Source organism: Streptomyces flavusporus (assembly GCF_046267975.1).
In the GTDB taxonomy this organism is placed as follows: Bacteria; Actinomycetota; Actinomycetes; order Streptomycetales; family Streptomycetaceae; genus Streptomyces; species Streptomyces flavusporus.
Window position 1 is genome coordinate 1,998,071 of the sequence record NZ_CP176503.1, and the last position, 15,134, is coordinate 2,013,204.

At 69.0% G+C, this 15,134-nt stretch carries 12 protein-coding genes and 1 pseudogene; 4 read left to right on the forward strand and 9 right to left on the reverse strand.

All coding sequences use genetic code 11. The annotated features are described in order from the left end of the window. Window positions 1–24: 24 nt before the first annotated feature. Window positions 25–1,494, reverse strand: coding sequence for a PepSY domain-containing protein (locus tag ACKTSN_RS09515; RefSeq protein ID WP_409468678.1), 1,470 nt, complete (start codon window positions 1,492–1,494; stop codon window positions 25–27). A 367-nt stretch (window positions 1,495–1,861) separates the two neighbouring features. On the opposite strand from ACKTSN_RS09515, the gene ACKTSN_RS09520 reads away from it, so the two are divergent. Further along, on the forward strand, window positions 1,862–2,785 hold the full coding sequence (locus ACKTSN_RS09520; protein ID WP_409468679.1) for a recombinase family protein: 924 nt from the start codon (window positions 1,862–1,864) through the stop codon (window positions 2,783–2,785). A 461-nt stretch (window positions 2,786–3,246) separates the two neighbouring features. Here the strand turns inward: ACKTSN_RS09520 and ACKTSN_RS09525 are convergent, their stop codons facing one another. The 4 genes from ACKTSN_RS09525 to ACKTSN_RS09540 form a co-directional block, all read right to left on the reverse strand. Further along, on the reverse strand, window positions 3,247–5,478 hold the full coding sequence (locus tag ACKTSN_RS09525; RefSeq protein ID WP_409468680.1) for a hypothetical protein: 2,232 nt from the start codon (window positions 5,476–5,478) through the stop codon (window positions 3,247–3,249). Continuing rightward, the gene (locus ACKTSN_RS09530) at window positions 5,475–6,182 is read right to left on the reverse strand and encodes an ABC transporter ATP-binding protein (RefSeq protein WP_409468681.1); all 708 of its coding nucleotides are present in this window, start codon (window positions 6,180–6,182) and stop codon (window positions 5,475–5,477) included. Before ACKTSN_RS09530 ends, ACKTSN_RS09525 begins: the two co-directional genes overlap by 4 nt. A gap of 86 nt (window positions 6,183–6,268) precedes the next feature. Continuing rightward, a complete protein-coding gene (locus tag ACKTSN_RS09535) occupies window positions 6,269–6,580 on the reverse strand; it encodes a hypothetical protein (RefSeq protein WP_409468682.1) in 312 nt (103 codons plus the stop codon). 199 nt (window positions 6,581–6,779) lie between these two features. Then, window positions 6,780–7,019, reverse strand: coding sequence for a hypothetical protein (locus tag ACKTSN_RS09540; protein ID WP_409468683.1), 240 nt, complete (start codon window positions 7,017–7,019; stop codon window positions 6,780–6,782). Between the two features lie 141 nt (window positions 7,020–7,160). Between ACKTSN_RS09540 and ACKTSN_RS09545 the strand changes: the two genes are divergently transcribed. After that, window positions 7,161–10,187 (forward strand): Tn3 family transposase, encoded by a 3,027-nt coding sequence (locus ACKTSN_RS09545; RefSeq protein ID WP_409468684.1) that lies wholly within the window; start codon window positions 7,161–7,163, stop codon window positions 10,185–10,187. On the opposite strand, the gene ACKTSN_RS09550 is transcribed toward ACKTSN_RS09545, so the two are convergent. The 3 genes from ACKTSN_RS09550 to ACKTSN_RS09560 all read right to left on the reverse strand — a co-directional run bounded on the left by ACKTSN_RS09550 (window position 10,180) and on the right by ACKTSN_RS09560 (window position 12,330). Further along, window positions 10,180–10,464 carry a hypothetical protein gene (locus ACKTSN_RS09550; RefSeq protein WP_409468685.1) on the reverse strand — a complete coding sequence of 95 codons (285 nt, stop codon included), beginning with the start codon at window positions 10,462–10,464 and terminating at the stop codon, window positions 10,180–10,182. The two genes, ACKTSN_RS09545 and ACKTSN_RS09550, sit on opposite strands and share 8 nt — an antisense overlap. Window positions 10,465–10,602: 138 nt before the next feature. After that, entirely contained in the window at window positions 10,603–11,670 is a 1,068-nt protein-coding gene (locus tag ACKTSN_RS09555) for a sigma-70 family RNA polymerase sigma factor (protein WP_409468686.1), read from the reverse strand. A gap of 477 nt (window positions 11,671–12,147) precedes the next feature. Beyond that, entirely contained in the window at window positions 12,148–12,330 is a 183-nt protein-coding gene (locus tag ACKTSN_RS09560) for a hypothetical protein (RefSeq protein ID WP_409468687.1), read from the reverse strand. 344 nt (window positions 12,331–12,674) lie between these two features. Between ACKTSN_RS09560 and ACKTSN_RS09565 the strand changes: the two are divergent. Both ACKTSN_RS09565 and ACKTSN_RS09570 read left to right on the forward strand, forming a co-directional pair. Beyond that, window positions 12,675–13,345 (forward strand): annotated as a pseudogene (locus tag ACKTSN_RS09565) (maltokinase N-terminal cap-like domain-containing protein). A 185-nt stretch (window positions 13,346–13,530) separates the two neighbouring features. Next, entirely contained in the window at window positions 13,531–13,671 is a 141-nt protein-coding gene (locus ACKTSN_RS09570) for a hypothetical protein (RefSeq protein WP_409468688.1), read from the forward strand. Here ACKTSN_RS09570 and ACKTSN_RS09575 read toward each other — a convergent pair. Next, window positions 13,631–15,088: a nucleobase:cation symporter-2 family protein gene (locus tag ACKTSN_RS09575; RefSeq protein WP_409468689.1), complete on the reverse strand. Its 1,458-nt coding sequence runs from the start codon at window positions 15,086–15,088 to the stop codon at window positions 13,631–13,633. The two genes, ACKTSN_RS09570 and ACKTSN_RS09575, sit on opposite strands and share 41 nt — an antisense overlap. Between the last annotated feature and the right edge of the window lie 46 nt (window positions 15,089–15,134).

Genomic DNA, 15,134 nt, shown 5'->3' on the forward strand with positions numbered 1-15,134 from the left:
TTGCTCCGAAATCTGGGATCTTTGTCAGCTCTTGGTGCGGGAAAGGACGTCGCCAGTGCGGGCGTCGAGCTCGACGCGCTCCACATTCGGTGTCTCGGCGCCGGGCCGGCCGGTGAGTCCGCGGTCGACGGTGACCGTCCAACGGGAGGCGTTCCAGGTGTCGGGCGTCGCGATGGCGGTGCCCCGCTGGTCGCCGATCGCGGCCCGGGCGGCGGCGAGAGCCTCCTCGGCGGTGAGCGCGAAGCCCGTCGTGTCCGCGGTCCCGTGGGTGGCGGACAGGTAGGTGACGGCGCCGGTACGGCGGTCGATCTCGACCGTCACCTCGCGCGCCCCGGGGTGCCCGGCCTCGGTGGGACGCCAGCGCAGCAGCGTCACGGCGTCGCCCTCAACATGGCTGATGGCCTCCTCGGCCACCAGCTCCCAGTCCGGCCCCCAGGCAGCGACATTGCGCCCCACGAACTCCTCGGCGGCCGCACGGACCTCGGCCGCGCCGAGCAGCGCCTCACCGCTTGTCGACGGGGTCCCGACGAGATCGAACAGCGAGCCGTCCGCGGCCGTCCGGTACTCGACGCCCTCGGCGCTGCGTACCGCCGTGAGCGGCTCGCCCGCGGGACCCTGCGAGGAGGTGGTGGCGACGGGTGTCAAGGACGCCGGGGACGAGAACGCCGGTGTGGCGACCGGCTTGCTGTTCAACGGCTCACCGGCACGGGCCGGCTTGAGCGTGACCGCGCCAGGGTTCGCCACGGCGCCACGGATCACGTACCTGTCCCAGCCGTCCGCTGATCCCTCCTTCGCGACGAGGTCGGAGCGGGACCGTGCGAGCGCAGTGGACACGCTCACGCCGGTGGTGACGTGGTACGAGAACCGGTTCCAGAAGTAGTTGCCCGAGTAATTCGTCGCGCTCGGCAGCGTGCCTGACGTGGTGGCCGGGTACATGACCAGGTCGGAGAAGCTGATGACCGAGTCGATACCGCGGGAGACGGCGACCTCGTTGAAGTTCCCGAGCTGCCCCGTCAGCGAGGTGTCGCAGCCCGCGAGGACGAGCAGACGCATGTCGTCCACATCGTTGTACGGCAGGTACTCGGTGAAGAACCGCAGGTTCGCGTAGAGCGGTAGAAGGTCCTGCGTACGACCGGCGGCGAGGATCGCGTCCTGATCGTCCGAAGGCCCCTCGTCTGTCTGGAAGATGCCGCCGTTCGCATGCCCGAACAAGGCGAAAACGCCTGCATCCAGGCCGTCCACCCAGGCGTCGTCCGCGCTGCGCCCGGCGGTGTGGCTGGTGCCCGTGTAGCCGAGCGAGCGTGCCGCGTCGCGGAACGCGGTGGCGCTGAGCCGGGTGTCGAGGCCGTCGTTGAACCGCCTGCCGAGGCTGGTCTCCTCGACTGCCCCATGAGCGGGCGGCGCGCCGATAGTGAGGGCGCAGACGATGGAGACCGAGAGCGCGAGCAGGGGTCCCCGCCTCCGGCGGCGTCCGCCCTTCGTTGTGTATGCCATTGACTCTCCGCTGGTGTGGCTCACCGGGCCTCGGCCCGGCGCTGTGTCACCTGCTCTACGCACGGGGGAGGCAGGTCCCTCGCGGAGAAGGGGGTCGAGTAGGAACTGCGCAGGGAGTGCAGTTTGGTGTCACATGATGTGACACCCTGGCCAGGCGCCGGTTGATCGTCTCGGCGCCGATCGAATGACGGATGGGGGCGGAAACGGTCGTTTGAACCCCCTTCGCTGATCCAATGATCCGATCCGGGCACAGCGGGGCAAATCGGCGTGCCGATCCAATCGGGTTCGCTCCACATTTGCGCCTCCCCATTTAGCCCCCTTATGGTCGCGATCCGGCGCCCGCCGGATGAGCGAAGAGGGATGATACGTGACGAACCGTCTGTATCTGCGACACTCCACCGACAAGCAGACCAATGCTCGCCAACTCCATGCTCTGGACAGTCTGCTCAAGTCCGGCGCGCCCAGGTACGAGGACCCGGCCACGTCCTCCCGCGTCTACGCGATCAACCGATCCGGGTTCCGCCGGCTGCTCGACGAGGCAGCGGTCGGCGACACCCTCCGCATCGCGGATGCCGCGCGGCTGTTCCGCTCGACCAAGGACGTCATCCAGATCCGTGAGGTCCTCCAACGACGCGGCCTGCACCTGCACATCGCGACCGGCGCATGGTCCGGCTTCGATCTCGCGGCCGACGACCCGCAGACCAAGCTGTTCGTCACCATGCTCGCCGGGGTCCTGGAGTTCCAGCGCGACATGATCTCGGAGAACACGAAGGAAGGCGTCGCCGCCGCCGAGGCTGCGGGCAAGACGCTGGGGCGCCCAGCCGCGCTCGACGCGGACCAGGCGGCCGACGTCGTCGACGCGTACGCCAAGGGCGCCGCGGTGAAGGCACTCGCCCGGCAGCACGACGTCGCGCCCAAGACCATCCGCAGGGTGCTCGACGCGGCCGGCGCCCGCGCCGGCGGCGACGTCCTGGAGGAACTCGAGGGTATGGCCGCCGACGTCGAGGACCAGGAGCAGGCGCCCGAGCCGCCGCACGCCATCGACCTGCCCGGCTTGCTCGCCGACCACCTTGAGGGCACCCGGGACACCGCCGTCCACGAGGCACTGCGCAGCGGCCGGACCGTCCGCCGCGGGCAGGGCTACTCGGTGCGCGTCACCGCTCCGCTCGCGCTCCACCAAGCCGCGCTGAAGCAGAGCGCCGCCCTCGCCGGCGGCGACTCCACACCGGCCGGGCGCAAGGCGTACCGCGCGTATGCCGACCGGATCGACGCGGCGATGAGGAAGAGGTGACGGCCAGCCGTCCCGGGTCGACGGCGCGTTTCCGACGCGTTCTGGTTGACCTCCACAATCGGCCTGGCTTCGGCCGCGTGGTTGGACCCGGAGGGGGAGGGTCAGGCGGCGAAGGCGAAGTAGGTGCCGACTGTGAGGCCAGAGAAGGTGATGAGCTGGCGGGGCTTGAGGCAGGTGAAGGCGGTGTGCGTCCCGATGCCGGTGGCGACGGCAATCGGCATCGTCTGCGGGATGAGCAGCGCCGGGGCAGTGCGATCTCTGCCGCGATGACGGTGGCCGCGACCAGGTGTCAGAGGCGGATGTCCCGGTCGGTGAGGTTGCCCATGTGGCGGCGGACGAGGCCGGGGGCGGCACTGGCGCCAGATGTCGCCCAGGTCTATGGCAGACGGCCCGCGCCGCGGAAGGAGCGCGGGGCGGGCCGTTGCTGCACGGGTGCGCGCTGATGATCCCTTGCGTCGGGACTATTCAGCCGTGGGGCGCCATCGTCCCGATTCCCGCAGCGCGACGCGCGTTGCCCACAGCGTCATAACCAGGGCGATCGCACCGACGATGAGGATGCTGGTGATCACCAGGGTGGTAGGCAAACCGTTGGCGTGGACAGGTGCACCCAGCATCGGCACCGTAAGGAGGACGGCTGCTGCTGCTCCCAGAGTGAGGGCGATACCGAACGCCCCGAGGAAGACGAGCAGCGTGGTCGAAACGAAGGGCCGACGAGAACCGGTGATCACAGTGATAGGCGCCAAGGAACGGGCGAATCGCAGGAATTCACCCATGTTGGCCAGGCACGTTGCGAAGGCAAGGATGGCGATCGTGCCCAACGCAAACAACGGCAGCCACCAACTGTGTTCCTGGTACGTGGCCAGCGTCGCAGTCCACTCCGTGCCCGGCACGCTGGCCCGCCAGCCAGGAAGCAGTTTGTTGTTCGCGACCTGCTTGATCTCTGACTCCGCAAGGCGGCTGCCTGCAGGAGCTATCACCTGAAGGGACACGAGGTTTTCAACGGTGTCGATCTCTCCCGCGCGAGCAGCGATGGAGCTGTCGCCAGTCATGGACAGCCCCTTGAGCAGGGCGCGGCCACGGGCTGAGGTGGCGTCGCCAGCCGCGAGGGGGGCCGCCTCGGAGCCGGCGGGTGCGGAAAAGCCTGCCATTTCGATAGCAGCACGGCTTCCCACGACCTGGGTGCCGACTTGTTGGCCGGGGACGCTGCCGATGTAGACACCGACAACCTCTGTATCACTTGGCAGGGCGTCGATGAAGGTATGCAGACGCTTGACGGAATTACGGTCAACGCCTTCGACTCGGACAACGGAGGAGCCGAGCGCCTCTTGTACCTGCTTGGCGGCGAGATCCGACTCGGTAACACGGTTGTTCCAGGTATACAGCTGTGCTGAAATGCCCATAAGCAGGACAATGCTGGTGATGACGCGAGCTATCGCTGCGGGGCTGGCCGCGATCCAGCGTCCACCAAGCAGGGGCGCAGGCCGACGTGAACGCCGTCCCCACCACGCAAGGGCTTGCCCAAACCGAATGGTGAGCGTTGCCAGGGCGGCAGGTAGCAGAATCAGTGCGGTCAGCGCTCCCATGGAGTAGGGGAGCAGGAAAAGCAGCTCGTTGTCCTTGGCACCCAAGAGGCTTGGGCCGATGAACGCGAAAGCGAACGCCAGCGGGCACAGCCACGTGGCGCTGCGCAGCAGAGCGCGCTGCTGGCGCTGGCGGGGCCTCGTGCTCCCAGCAGCGGTAGCCCTCGGCTGCAGGAACATGGCTGCCACGGCCACGACCAGCGCTGCCAGGCCCACGCAGCTGTACAGGATGCCGAGGTACGGCTCCAGGTAGCTGGCGGTCATCACGTAGTTGACCTTCGGCAGCGGCCAGCTGGTGCCTTGGTAGAGCCAGATGGTCAGGGTGGCGAGCGCTGCTCCCACCAGGATCGGCGGGCCGGCTTCTCCCAGGTCGATCAAAAGCCGGTGCCGAGGTCCGGTGCCGATCGCGTGCAGCACTGCGCGTCGGCGGTCGCGCATGGCGGAGCCGGTGCGTGCAGCAATCACCGTCAGGGCGGCGGCAGGGGCAAGCCAGGTGACGGTAATGAGGATGTAGAAGCTCTTCGCCGGCTGGATCGTGAGCGGTTCACCGAAGACGACGCCTTCCTCATTGCCCCACGCAGAGACGTAGAAGCCCTCCGTCAGCGACTCGGCGGGGCGTGCGTAGATCAGCGGTTCAGCGTCGCTGGCCAGGCCCTCTGGCTGAATGCGGTTGTCGATCTCACCGAACCGGGATGTGATGCCTTCGGTCAGTCCGGCTACCTCGGCACCGAAGGACAGCGCGGAATGGCCAGGAGCAGGCCAGCGGCGCAGCCCAGGCGGCGGCGGAGCGTCGTCAGTCAGCGGCTCGATGTAGATGACGGTGTACTGCGCGCCGTTGATCGTGTCCGAGCTCTCGAGCCACCGGGCGATCGCCTTGTCTTTCTGATTCTCAGGCACCACCTGGGGGCTGCGCGCGACTTGGGCTTTCTCCCGGCCTTCGTAGGTTGCAGCGACCACAGCGCAGGCTGCGAACGACATGGCCAGTGCAAAGGTGGCCACGCACAGAGCCACCAGCCGCAGCCTGCCGCTTTCCGCGCCCCTCGCGGCACTGCGGCCGATGCGGAGCAAAGCGGCCGTCAGCCCCAGGGGTGACGAGGTACGTTGCTTCTTCACGTGGCCGCTGCCTCCGAACGCACGGCCAGCAGCTTGCCCTGGCGCAGCTCCAAGTGCTCGTCCGCGCGCGCCGCGATGCTGTGATCGTGGGTCACCACGAGCAGGCCGCAGTTCCACCGCTGCGGGAGCGAGAACAGGAGCTGCCCCACGCTGTCGCGGTTCTCTTCGTCGAGCGCACCAGTGGGCTCATCGGCAAGCAGAAGAGCGGGTTCATTGACCAGCGCGCGCGCCACAGCAGCCCTCTGGCGCTCGCCGCCCGACAGGTCCGCCGTGGCCGTGCCTCGCGCCGGCACACCGAGCTCGTCCAGCAACTCTTCAGCGCGGCGGAATGCATCCTTGCGGTCCCGGCCGGCAAGGAGTGCAGCCAGTGCGACGTTTTCCACGGGCGACAGCTCGTGAAGCAGCTCGGCAAATTGGAACACCATGCCGATGTTGTCCCGACGGTGCTTGGCCACTCGGCCGGCCCGCATGCGTGTGATGTCCTCACCGGCGATGTCGATAGACCCGCTCTTGGGCTCCGCAAGTCCGAGCAGGCACATGAGCAGCGTGGACTTGCCGCTGCCGGAAGGTCCTGTCACGGCTACCGAATGACCAGCAGCCACGCTCAGTTCGGCGGCATCGAGAAGCGTGCGGCCCGGTATCTCATAGCGCAAGCCCCTCGCGGACAGCACCAGTTGTTCTGCAGGGACGGATGGAGGCGCCATGTGGTTCCTTAAGCGGGGGACGAGCAAAGCAACGGTGGCGCCGCTGCCGAAGTGCACGTCGACAGCGGCGCCTTGTCAGCTACGGATCAGTAGTGCCACGACCCGTAACGGTCTTCACCGGCGATCATCTGCTCGCGGATCCGCAGCTTCAGAATATTGCTGCCTGACCCACTGCTGTTGCAGGTTGAGTAGCCGGTACCGACCCAGATGGTACGCAGGGTGCTGGCGCTGGTCTCCCGGTAGTACTCAACGGCCACATCGTGGTTGTCGGCGCTTTGGTCGCACACCTCGGCGACGGTACGCGAGTACCAGGTCCGGGCCGTGCCGGCCCCGTCGAGAGACGCGTAGATCTCAGCGGCGGACGCGGGCGCGGCCATCGCGAGCGCGCTGCCCGCCACGAGAGCAGCAGTAACCAGACTCTTCAAACGCATAGGGAAGTTCCCCCCTTATTCCGAGCAGGTCAGCTGAGCGCTGCCTGCGTTCGCAGATCAAGATCACACGTTGCACACGCAAGATCAACTCAAGAGTCACTACGTGACCAATTCGCGATGGACATGTCAGCCAGGCTCCACGAATGCTTTCCACCTGCACAAATGATCAGAACACCCGCAGCAGGAGTCGGCGGGCGAGGTCGTCGTGCACCGCTGCGACCCTCAACCCGGGCCGACTGCGGCGGGCCCGGGTGAGAGTGCCGGCATACCGGGCAACCGCCTGGCGGTCCTGCTCGGTCTCACCTGCCAGCAGCAGGGCCACGGTTGCCTCGTCCCGCAGGTCGATCGCCGCGTGGAACATGCGGTCGGCGAGGGCGTCGGCGCGCTTCAGGACGCCGAAAAGCACCGGGGTCGATTCGCTGCTCTACAGTCCGGCTCCGGGCACCTGGAGGGTGCTGCGGTACCCCCGGTTGCGTCCCTGATGATCAAGTGACTTAAGGTGAGCGCCGTCACAGCATGGGGGAAGCGATGAGGAGGGGCGGGGCTGGTGGCGTTCCTGACGGATGAACAACGCCGCAATTACGGCACGTTCACCACGGTGCCGGACGACGGGCAGCTGGCCGGGTATTTCCTGCTGGACCGCGACGCGAGGCGGCGGGCGATGGCCTGCCGGGGTGCGAGGTCGCAGCTCGGGTACGGCGTCCAGCTCGGCACCGTACGGTTCCTGGGCGCCTTCCTGGACAACCCCGAGGACGCGCCCGCCGAGGTCGTCGCGTACGTCGCCGACCAGCTCGGCCACCCGGCCTCGGTGCTGGCCGGGTACGGCTCCGAGCGTACCCGCTTCGACCACCGACAGGCCATCAAGGACGCCTACGGCTACACCGACCTGAAGGGCGACGCCTGGTGGAAGCTGGTCCGCTGGTTATGGGACCGGTGCTGGTCGGGCAACGAACGCCCCATCGCCCTGTTCGACCTCGCCACCCTGCACATGGTCGAGAAGAAGGTGCTGCTGCCCGGCGCCACCGTCCTCGAACGCCTGGTCAGCTCCATCCGCGAGCACACCAACCGCAAGACCTGGCGCACCCTGGCCGCCCAACCCGACGCCGCCCAGCGCGCCGCCCTGACCGCGCTGCTGCCCGTCGAGGACAGCCGCCGCACCTCCAAACTGGACCGGCTGCGGCGTTCTCCGCGCGACATCACCGGCCCCGGCGCGGGCAAGGCCATCGACCGGTTCATCGAGCTCAACAAGCTCGGCGCGTCCGGCTGGGATCTCTCCGGCATCCCCGCCGGACGACTCACGGCGCTGTCGCGCTATGCCAGCTCTGTGCGCGCGAAGGCGGTCGCCGACCTCGCCGAACCGCGGCGGATGGCCACCCTGGTGGCGTTCGCCGCCGCGACGCGGAACCGGGCCGCGGACGAGGCGATCGAGGTCTTCGACATACTGATGTCCGACCTGGCCCGCGCCTCGGCGAACCACGCCGCCAAGCAGCGGATGCGCACCCTGGGCGACCTGGACGCCGCCGCGTTGATGCTGCGCGAGGCATGGATCACCCTCAGCCACTCGGCCGCCGACCCCGACAGCGACGTCCGCAGCGGCTTCGACCTGCTCGACATCACCGCCATGCACCAGGCCGCGCGCACCGTCGGCGAACTCGCCCGGCCCGAAGCGGAGACCATCGCCGCCGAGCTGACCGCCCGCTACCGCACCATCAACCAGCCCCTGCGGCGGCTGGCGAAGCACCTCGGCCTGGAGAGCGTCGAAGAGGCCGGCCCGCTCATGGAGGCGCTGAAGTTCCTGCCGAAGCTGGAGCGGACCCTGGCCAAGAGCCGCCAGAGCGAACTGTTTCCCTCCGTCCCCGTCGAGCACCTCGGACCCACCTGGCAGACCCGGGTATTCCCCACCGAGGGCGAGCACGCCGGCGGCGTCGACAAGCACGCCTGGATCGTCGGCACCGCCGAGGCCCTGCGCGGCGCTCTGCGCCGCCACGACGTGTTCGTGCCCGGCCTGGACAAGTGGGGCGACCCCCGCAAAGCCCTACTGCAAGACGTGGCCTGGGAAAACGCCCGCACCCGGGTGTGCCGCAGCCTTGGCCTGTCCGAGAAGCCCGGAGTCGACCTGAACCAGTGGTGCCGCGAACTCGACGGCGACTACCGGCGCCTGGCCGCCGGGCTCGCCGACAACCCGCACGTCCGCATCGAGCAGCGCACCGAGAACGGCAAGATGCGCGACCACCTCGTGCTCACCGGCCTGGACAAGCTCACCGAACCGGCCAGCCTCAAAGACCTACGCGAGGCGGTCGACGCCCGCATCCCCACAGTCGACCTTCCCGAGCTCCTCCTCGAAGTCCACGCCTGGACCGGGTTCCTGAACCACTTCCACCACGTCTCCGAGGCCGGCAGCCGCGCCGAGCATCTGATCGTCTCGCTGGCAGCGGTTCTTGTGGCCGAGGCGTGCAACATCGGAATCCAGGCGATGGTCTCTGAGGACGAGCCGGGCCGCTCCCGCGACCAGCTGTTCTGGGTCGAGCAGAACTACCTGCGCGCCGAGACCCTCCGCCTGGCCAACGCGGTCCTGGTCGACTACCAGGCGACCCTGCCCATCGTCGGGCACTGGGGCGGCGGTGAACTCGCCTCCGCCGATGGCCTGCGCTTCGCCACCCCTCTGCGGGTCCTCAACTCCGGGCCGAACCCGAAGTACTTCGCCGCCCGCGGCATCACGCTCTACAACTACCTATCCGACCAGTACAGCGGCTTTAACCACATCGTCATCCCCGGCACCCGCCGCGACAGCCTCTACTTGCTCGACGGCATCCTCGACCAGCCCACCTCGCTGAACCCCACTGAGATCGCCACGGACACCGCAGGCGCCTCCGAAATGATCTTCGGCTTGTTCCGGCTCCTGGGCTACCAGTTCTCTCCACGACTCGCGGACGCCGGACACACCCTGCTCTACCGCGCCGATCCCACCGCCGACTACGGCCCCCTCAACCCGCTCACCGGCGGCCGTATCCGGCTGCGCACCATCACCGATCACTGGGACGATCTGCTCCGCCTCGCCGGCTCCCTACGCGAGGGCACCGTCCGCGCCTCCCAGATCCTGCCCGTCCTCGCCGGCCAGGGCCGCCCCAGCCCGCTCGGCCGCGCGGTCATGCAGATCGGCCGCCTGGACCGCTCCGCCTTCCTCGCCCGCTACTACCACAGCGAACTCTTCCGCCGGAAGATCAACAACCAGCTCAACCGGCAGGAATCTCGCCACGAACTCGCCCGCCGCATCTTCTACGGCCAGAAGGGCGAACTCAGACAGAAGTACAAAGAAGGTCAGGAAGATCAGCTATCAGTCCTGGGACTCGTCCTAAATACCTGCATTCTGTGGAATTCGGTGTATATCCAGGAGGCCGTCAACCAGCTCCGCGCCGAGGGCCACCACGTGTCCGACGCCGACCTCGCCCGCCTCTCCCCGCTCGGACACGACCACATCCGCATGATCGGCCGCTACCACTTCCGCCTCTCACCCGAACTCGCCGCCGGCAAGCTCCGCCCCCTGCGCACCACGCGGGAGACCGTCGTCAGCTGACCGGCCGGCCGCCCCCGGCCTGCCGCTCGGCCAGCAGTCGCCGTACCTGCTCGTGGGATACGCCGCAGAACGTCCCGATCCGCCGCAGCCCCCACCCCTCATCCGCGGCAGCCGCCATCGCCTCCACCCGGGCCTCGTCCAGCGCGCCCACCAGCGCGCTGCGCAGCTCCCCCAGCAGCCGCATCCGCAGCGCCGGGGCCAGCCCGTCCAACTGCTGGCAGAACCGCTCCACATCCGAGCGCAGGAACCCCACCCGCGGGTCACTCACCTCATCCACGCGGCACAGAGAACAGTCAGCTCAGCCGGGGTGTCAAATCATGTGACACCAAACTGCACTCTCTGCGCGGTTCCTACTCGACCCCGGAGAAGTCGGAAATCTTCTCGGAGATCCTTCCGAGCCTGCGGGGCGGCCGGATCAGGACAGCAGCAGGGGGACGGGCTCCTCGGATGGCACCGGTACGACCGGCAGGGCGGGGAGGACCGGGTCCGCCGACAGGTCGGGTGCCCCTGGCAGCGGCGGCAGGCCCGCCGCCGGAGCCTCCGGGACCACGAGCAGGTCCGGCGCCGGAGCCTCGGGCAGGGCCGGGAGGCCGGCAGCCGGCTGCGGACCGGACGGCGCCCCGGCAGGCCCGCCGTCCGTACCCTGCCCGGGAGCGGCCTCGGCCGGTACGGCACCGCCCGTCGCGCCCGCCGACCGCACCTCCTCCGGCATGCCGGGTCCGGCAGGGTCGGCGGCATTGGCCCCTTCGCCGGCCTTCGCCGAGCCCGCCTCGTCCAGGAGAAGCGAGGCCGCCGTGTCGGCAGGGCCGGACAGGGACGGCCGGGGAACCGGAGGACCCTCAACCTCCGCGGGCGCCACCAGCACGAAGCCCGCGATCGCCACGGCGACGCCCGCGGACGCCAGTGCCGTCGCGGGCGCCGCGGCCGACGATCCTCCGTCCACCCGCGGACGGCCCCGCCACAGGCCCATGACGAGGGCCAGCGTCGTCGCCAGCGCTGCGCGCAGGGTCTGCCGTGCCCGCCCCAGCAGGGATTCGGTCGCCTTGTACGTCAGCCCCATCCGCTGGGCGACTTGTGTCACGTCGAGGTCCTGTGCCTTCAGGTGCAGCGCCTCCGCCTGGCGCCGGGGGAGTGCCGTGCTCTGGAGGGCGAGCCACTGCGCTTCGGCCCTGTCGCACACGGTGTCCTCGGGGGACTCGATGTGAGGGCCGGTCAGGACGGAGCGTGCACGCAGGCCCAGCGCCGCGTCCCGGTTCAGCTGCCGGTGCCGGTCGACGCAGAGCCGTACGGTCACCGAGGTCAGCCAGGCACCCAGCCGCTCACGATCGACTTCCGGGTTCTCCACGGCGCGGGCCATCGCTTCCTGGACCGCGTCCTCGGCGTCCTCGATGCTCACGGACCGGCGTCGCGCCACCTTCAGCAGCGCCTCCCGGTGGCTCCACAGCCGCTGCCACTCGGAGCCCGCGGACTCATGTGTCGACAAATACCTGCCCCTCTCCGCGGCCGGACTCGCGCGATGCGTGCCGAAATCTAACCCACGCCCCCAGCGCCGGACGCCGTGGGGTTCGGCAGAGGTAACGGGAGCGGCGAGGTTAGGACCTCGATCCGCCGATGTGTTCTTGAAGGGGGCGTCTGCCCTGGGTGCCGCTTCTGGGGCAAGCGGATGTCGGCGGCGGTCAAGCGGTTGCCCGCGCCAGCGCGGCGGGAGATGAGGCCAAGCCGCTGCTGGCGCGGGAGACCGACCAGAAACTGGGCCGCCGGCGTGGAAGCGCGCGGTGTTCTCTAGCCCCGAACTGCTGCCCGGGCTGACCCAGGAGTGCTGCCGCTGCGGGCGGACCCCTCGCATCCCACCCGTCAGCCGATTTCCGTTCACGCGCCGCGCCCCCGGTCAAGGGCCGCCTCAGCACGCGGGCGGGCCCGCGCCAACACCGCAGGGGACGCGGGCCCGACAACCGCACGGTCACGGCACGCAGTGCGTCACCGTCACGCACACCTTGCTCACCGCGACCGGCACCTGAACGACCTGCTGCGCGCTGCCGTTCGCAGAGACATCCGTGGTGGAGGCGGCCACCACGAACGGGTTCCCGACGGCGTCCTTGACCTCGACGGCGACCCCGACGTGCCCCGTCGCACCGCTGCACATCACGCCGACGACGAGGCGTTTATGCAGGTCAGGCCCTATACGCGACGCTCGTCCCTGCCCTGCTCTGAGGGCTTTCATCCCGTAGGCGGCGAATGACCTTCTCCGGGGCGGAGGCTCGGCCATCCGTCTCGGTCGCTTTCACACCCGGAAGTCCGTCTGGTTTGAAAATGCCACGGAATCGCCTGATGAACAGCGGAACCGAGCCCTCCGGCTCGCCCATGATCACGCTACGCCGTGAAGGTCAGTAACTGGGCTCAATACGCCGAGGGTTGTGCGCCCTTCCGTTGTCGGCGGCTGTCACAATTTCGTGCATCGCATCTGCTCAAGGGAAGAGATCCTCTGGCATGGTCGTCATCCACCACACCGTCCTCAAGCCGACCAAGCTGGAACTGCTCACCTCCTGGCTGCCCTCCCGCCCGTGGTACCGCGGTGGCGCGGGCGAACCGAAGTTGGCGAAGGCCGGCGGCTTCCGGCTGGACGACCCGCAAGGCGAGGTCGGCATCGAGTTCATCGTGGTCACCGACGCCTCCGGCCCTCACCTGATCACCTACCTGGTGCGCTCACCTATCGCGGCGCCCCGCTCGACGGGGCGGAGCACGCCCTCCTCGGCACCATGGAGCACGGTGTGCTGGGGCAGCGCTGGGCCTACGACTGCTGCTACGACCCCGTGCTGGTCGCCCAGTTGCTGGCCCTGATCGAGGGGCGGGTGCAGGCCCAGGACCAGAACATCAGCGATGTCCCCGACCGGGAGGTCATCGCCTCCTGCACCGGTGAAGGCTCCACCTCCACGGACGCCACCGTCACCGTCACCGTCACCGACGATCAGGAAGGCACCGGACTGGCTACGCCGCATGGCACGACCCTCCGCTTGCACCGGGTCCTGCAGCCCGCCCCGGACGGCCCGTTTGCTCCTCCACAGGGAGCGACCGGCCACGTCAGCGGCTCCTGGCAGCTGCCGGATGGCTCCCGCGCCCGGGGGGTGTTCGCCGTCTTGCACACCGGCACCCGGGCGTAGCCTCGACATCTTCGCTCACGGCCGGAGCCAGACGAGGAGCGCGGCGGCGGTCACTGTGCCGAGGTAGAGGTATCCGACCGCCCGCTCGACGGTGTTGTGCTTCTTGTACCGCGCGGCATCAAAGCCCGGCGGCCGTCCACCCCTCGGGATCGGCGGGCACGAAGGCGGGCCTGCCCCTGCGGGCGGTGGCCAAGGGCACGATGCCGCGCGAGCTGCTGTCGAGGCGTCGCCACACCCACCATGCGCTGGACGACGCCGTCGAGCAGGCCGAGCTGTTCGCCAACCTCATGAAGTGGCCGGGGCCCGGGTCGTCGCCGCCCCGGTGATCTCCTCCCCCGCCTCCATCGGATGGGTCACGTCCTGCGCGTCCCGGCCCTTGCCGAGGTGGTTGAAGACGAGGTTGAGCGCCACCGCGGCCACGCATCCCGTCGAGATGCCCGAGTCCAGGACGATCCTCGCGGTCTCCGGGAAGGCGTGGTAGAACTCCGGGGCCGTGATCGGGATGATGCCGACGGCCAGGGAGACTGCCACGATCAGGACGTTGTTGTCCTTGTCCAGGCCGGCCCGGACCAGGGTCTGGATGCCGCTGGCCGCGACCGAGCCGAACAGGACCACGCCCGCGCCGCCGAGCACCGGGCGCGGTACGACCGCGATGAGCGACGCGGCCATCGGGCACAGGCCCATCAGGACCAGGAAGGCGCCGCCCGTGGCGACGACGTACCGGCTGCGGATCTTCGTCATCGCCACCAGGCCGATGTTCTGGGCGAAGGCGCTGCACATGAAGCCGTTGAAGAGGGGGCTGATCGCCGAGCCGAGGGTGTCGGCGCGCAGGCCGGCCGCGATGGTCTTCTCGTCGGCCGGGCGGTCGACGATCTCACCCAACGCCAACATGTCGGCGGTCGATTCGGTCATCGACACCACCATCACCACGCACAGCGAGATGATCGCGGCGAGCTGGAACTGCGGTGCGCCGAAGTGGAACGGGGTCGGGAAGCCGATGACGTCCGCGTCCGCCACCGGGCCGAAGTCCGTGACGCCGAACGGGATCGCGACCAACGTGCCGGCGACCAGGCCGAGCAGCACGGCGATCTGCTTGACGAAGCCCCGGGTGAAGCGGCGCAGGAGCAGCACGATCAGCAGGGTCCCGGCCGCCAGGCCCAGGTTCGTCGCCGAACCGTAGTCGTCCGCCGCCGGGTTGGGGCCCTGCGCCCAGCCGAAGGCGACCGGGAGCAACGAGATGCCGATCAGCGTGATGACCGTGCCGGTCACCACCGGTGGGAAGAAGCGCACCGCCTTGCTGAAGAAGGGGGCGGCCAGGAAACCGAGGAGACCCGCCACGATCACCGCGCCGAAGATGATCGGCAACGCATCCGACTTGTCCTCGGTGGGCGCGACGATCGCGGTCATCGGGGCGACGCCCGCGAAGGTGACGCCGTTGACGAACGGCAGCCGGGCGCCGATGTTCCAGATGCCCAGGGTTTGGAGGAAGGTGGCCAGGCCCGCGGTGAACAGGCACGCACCGGTGAGGAAGGTCAGGTCGGTGGCGGTCAGGCCTATGGCCGCGCCGACGATCAGGGGTGGGGCGACGACGCCCGCGTACATGGCTGCCACGTGCTGCAGGCCGGTGGTCGCCATTTTCAGGGCGGGGAGTTTCTCGTCGACGGGGTGGGTCGCGTCGACTGGCTGATCGGACACGGCGGCTCCTCCGAGCGGCTGACACGTCGGCGTTGACGTGGGTTTCATGGAGGTGATGCGTGTGGTCGTGCGGGACCAGGACGGACCCGTTCTC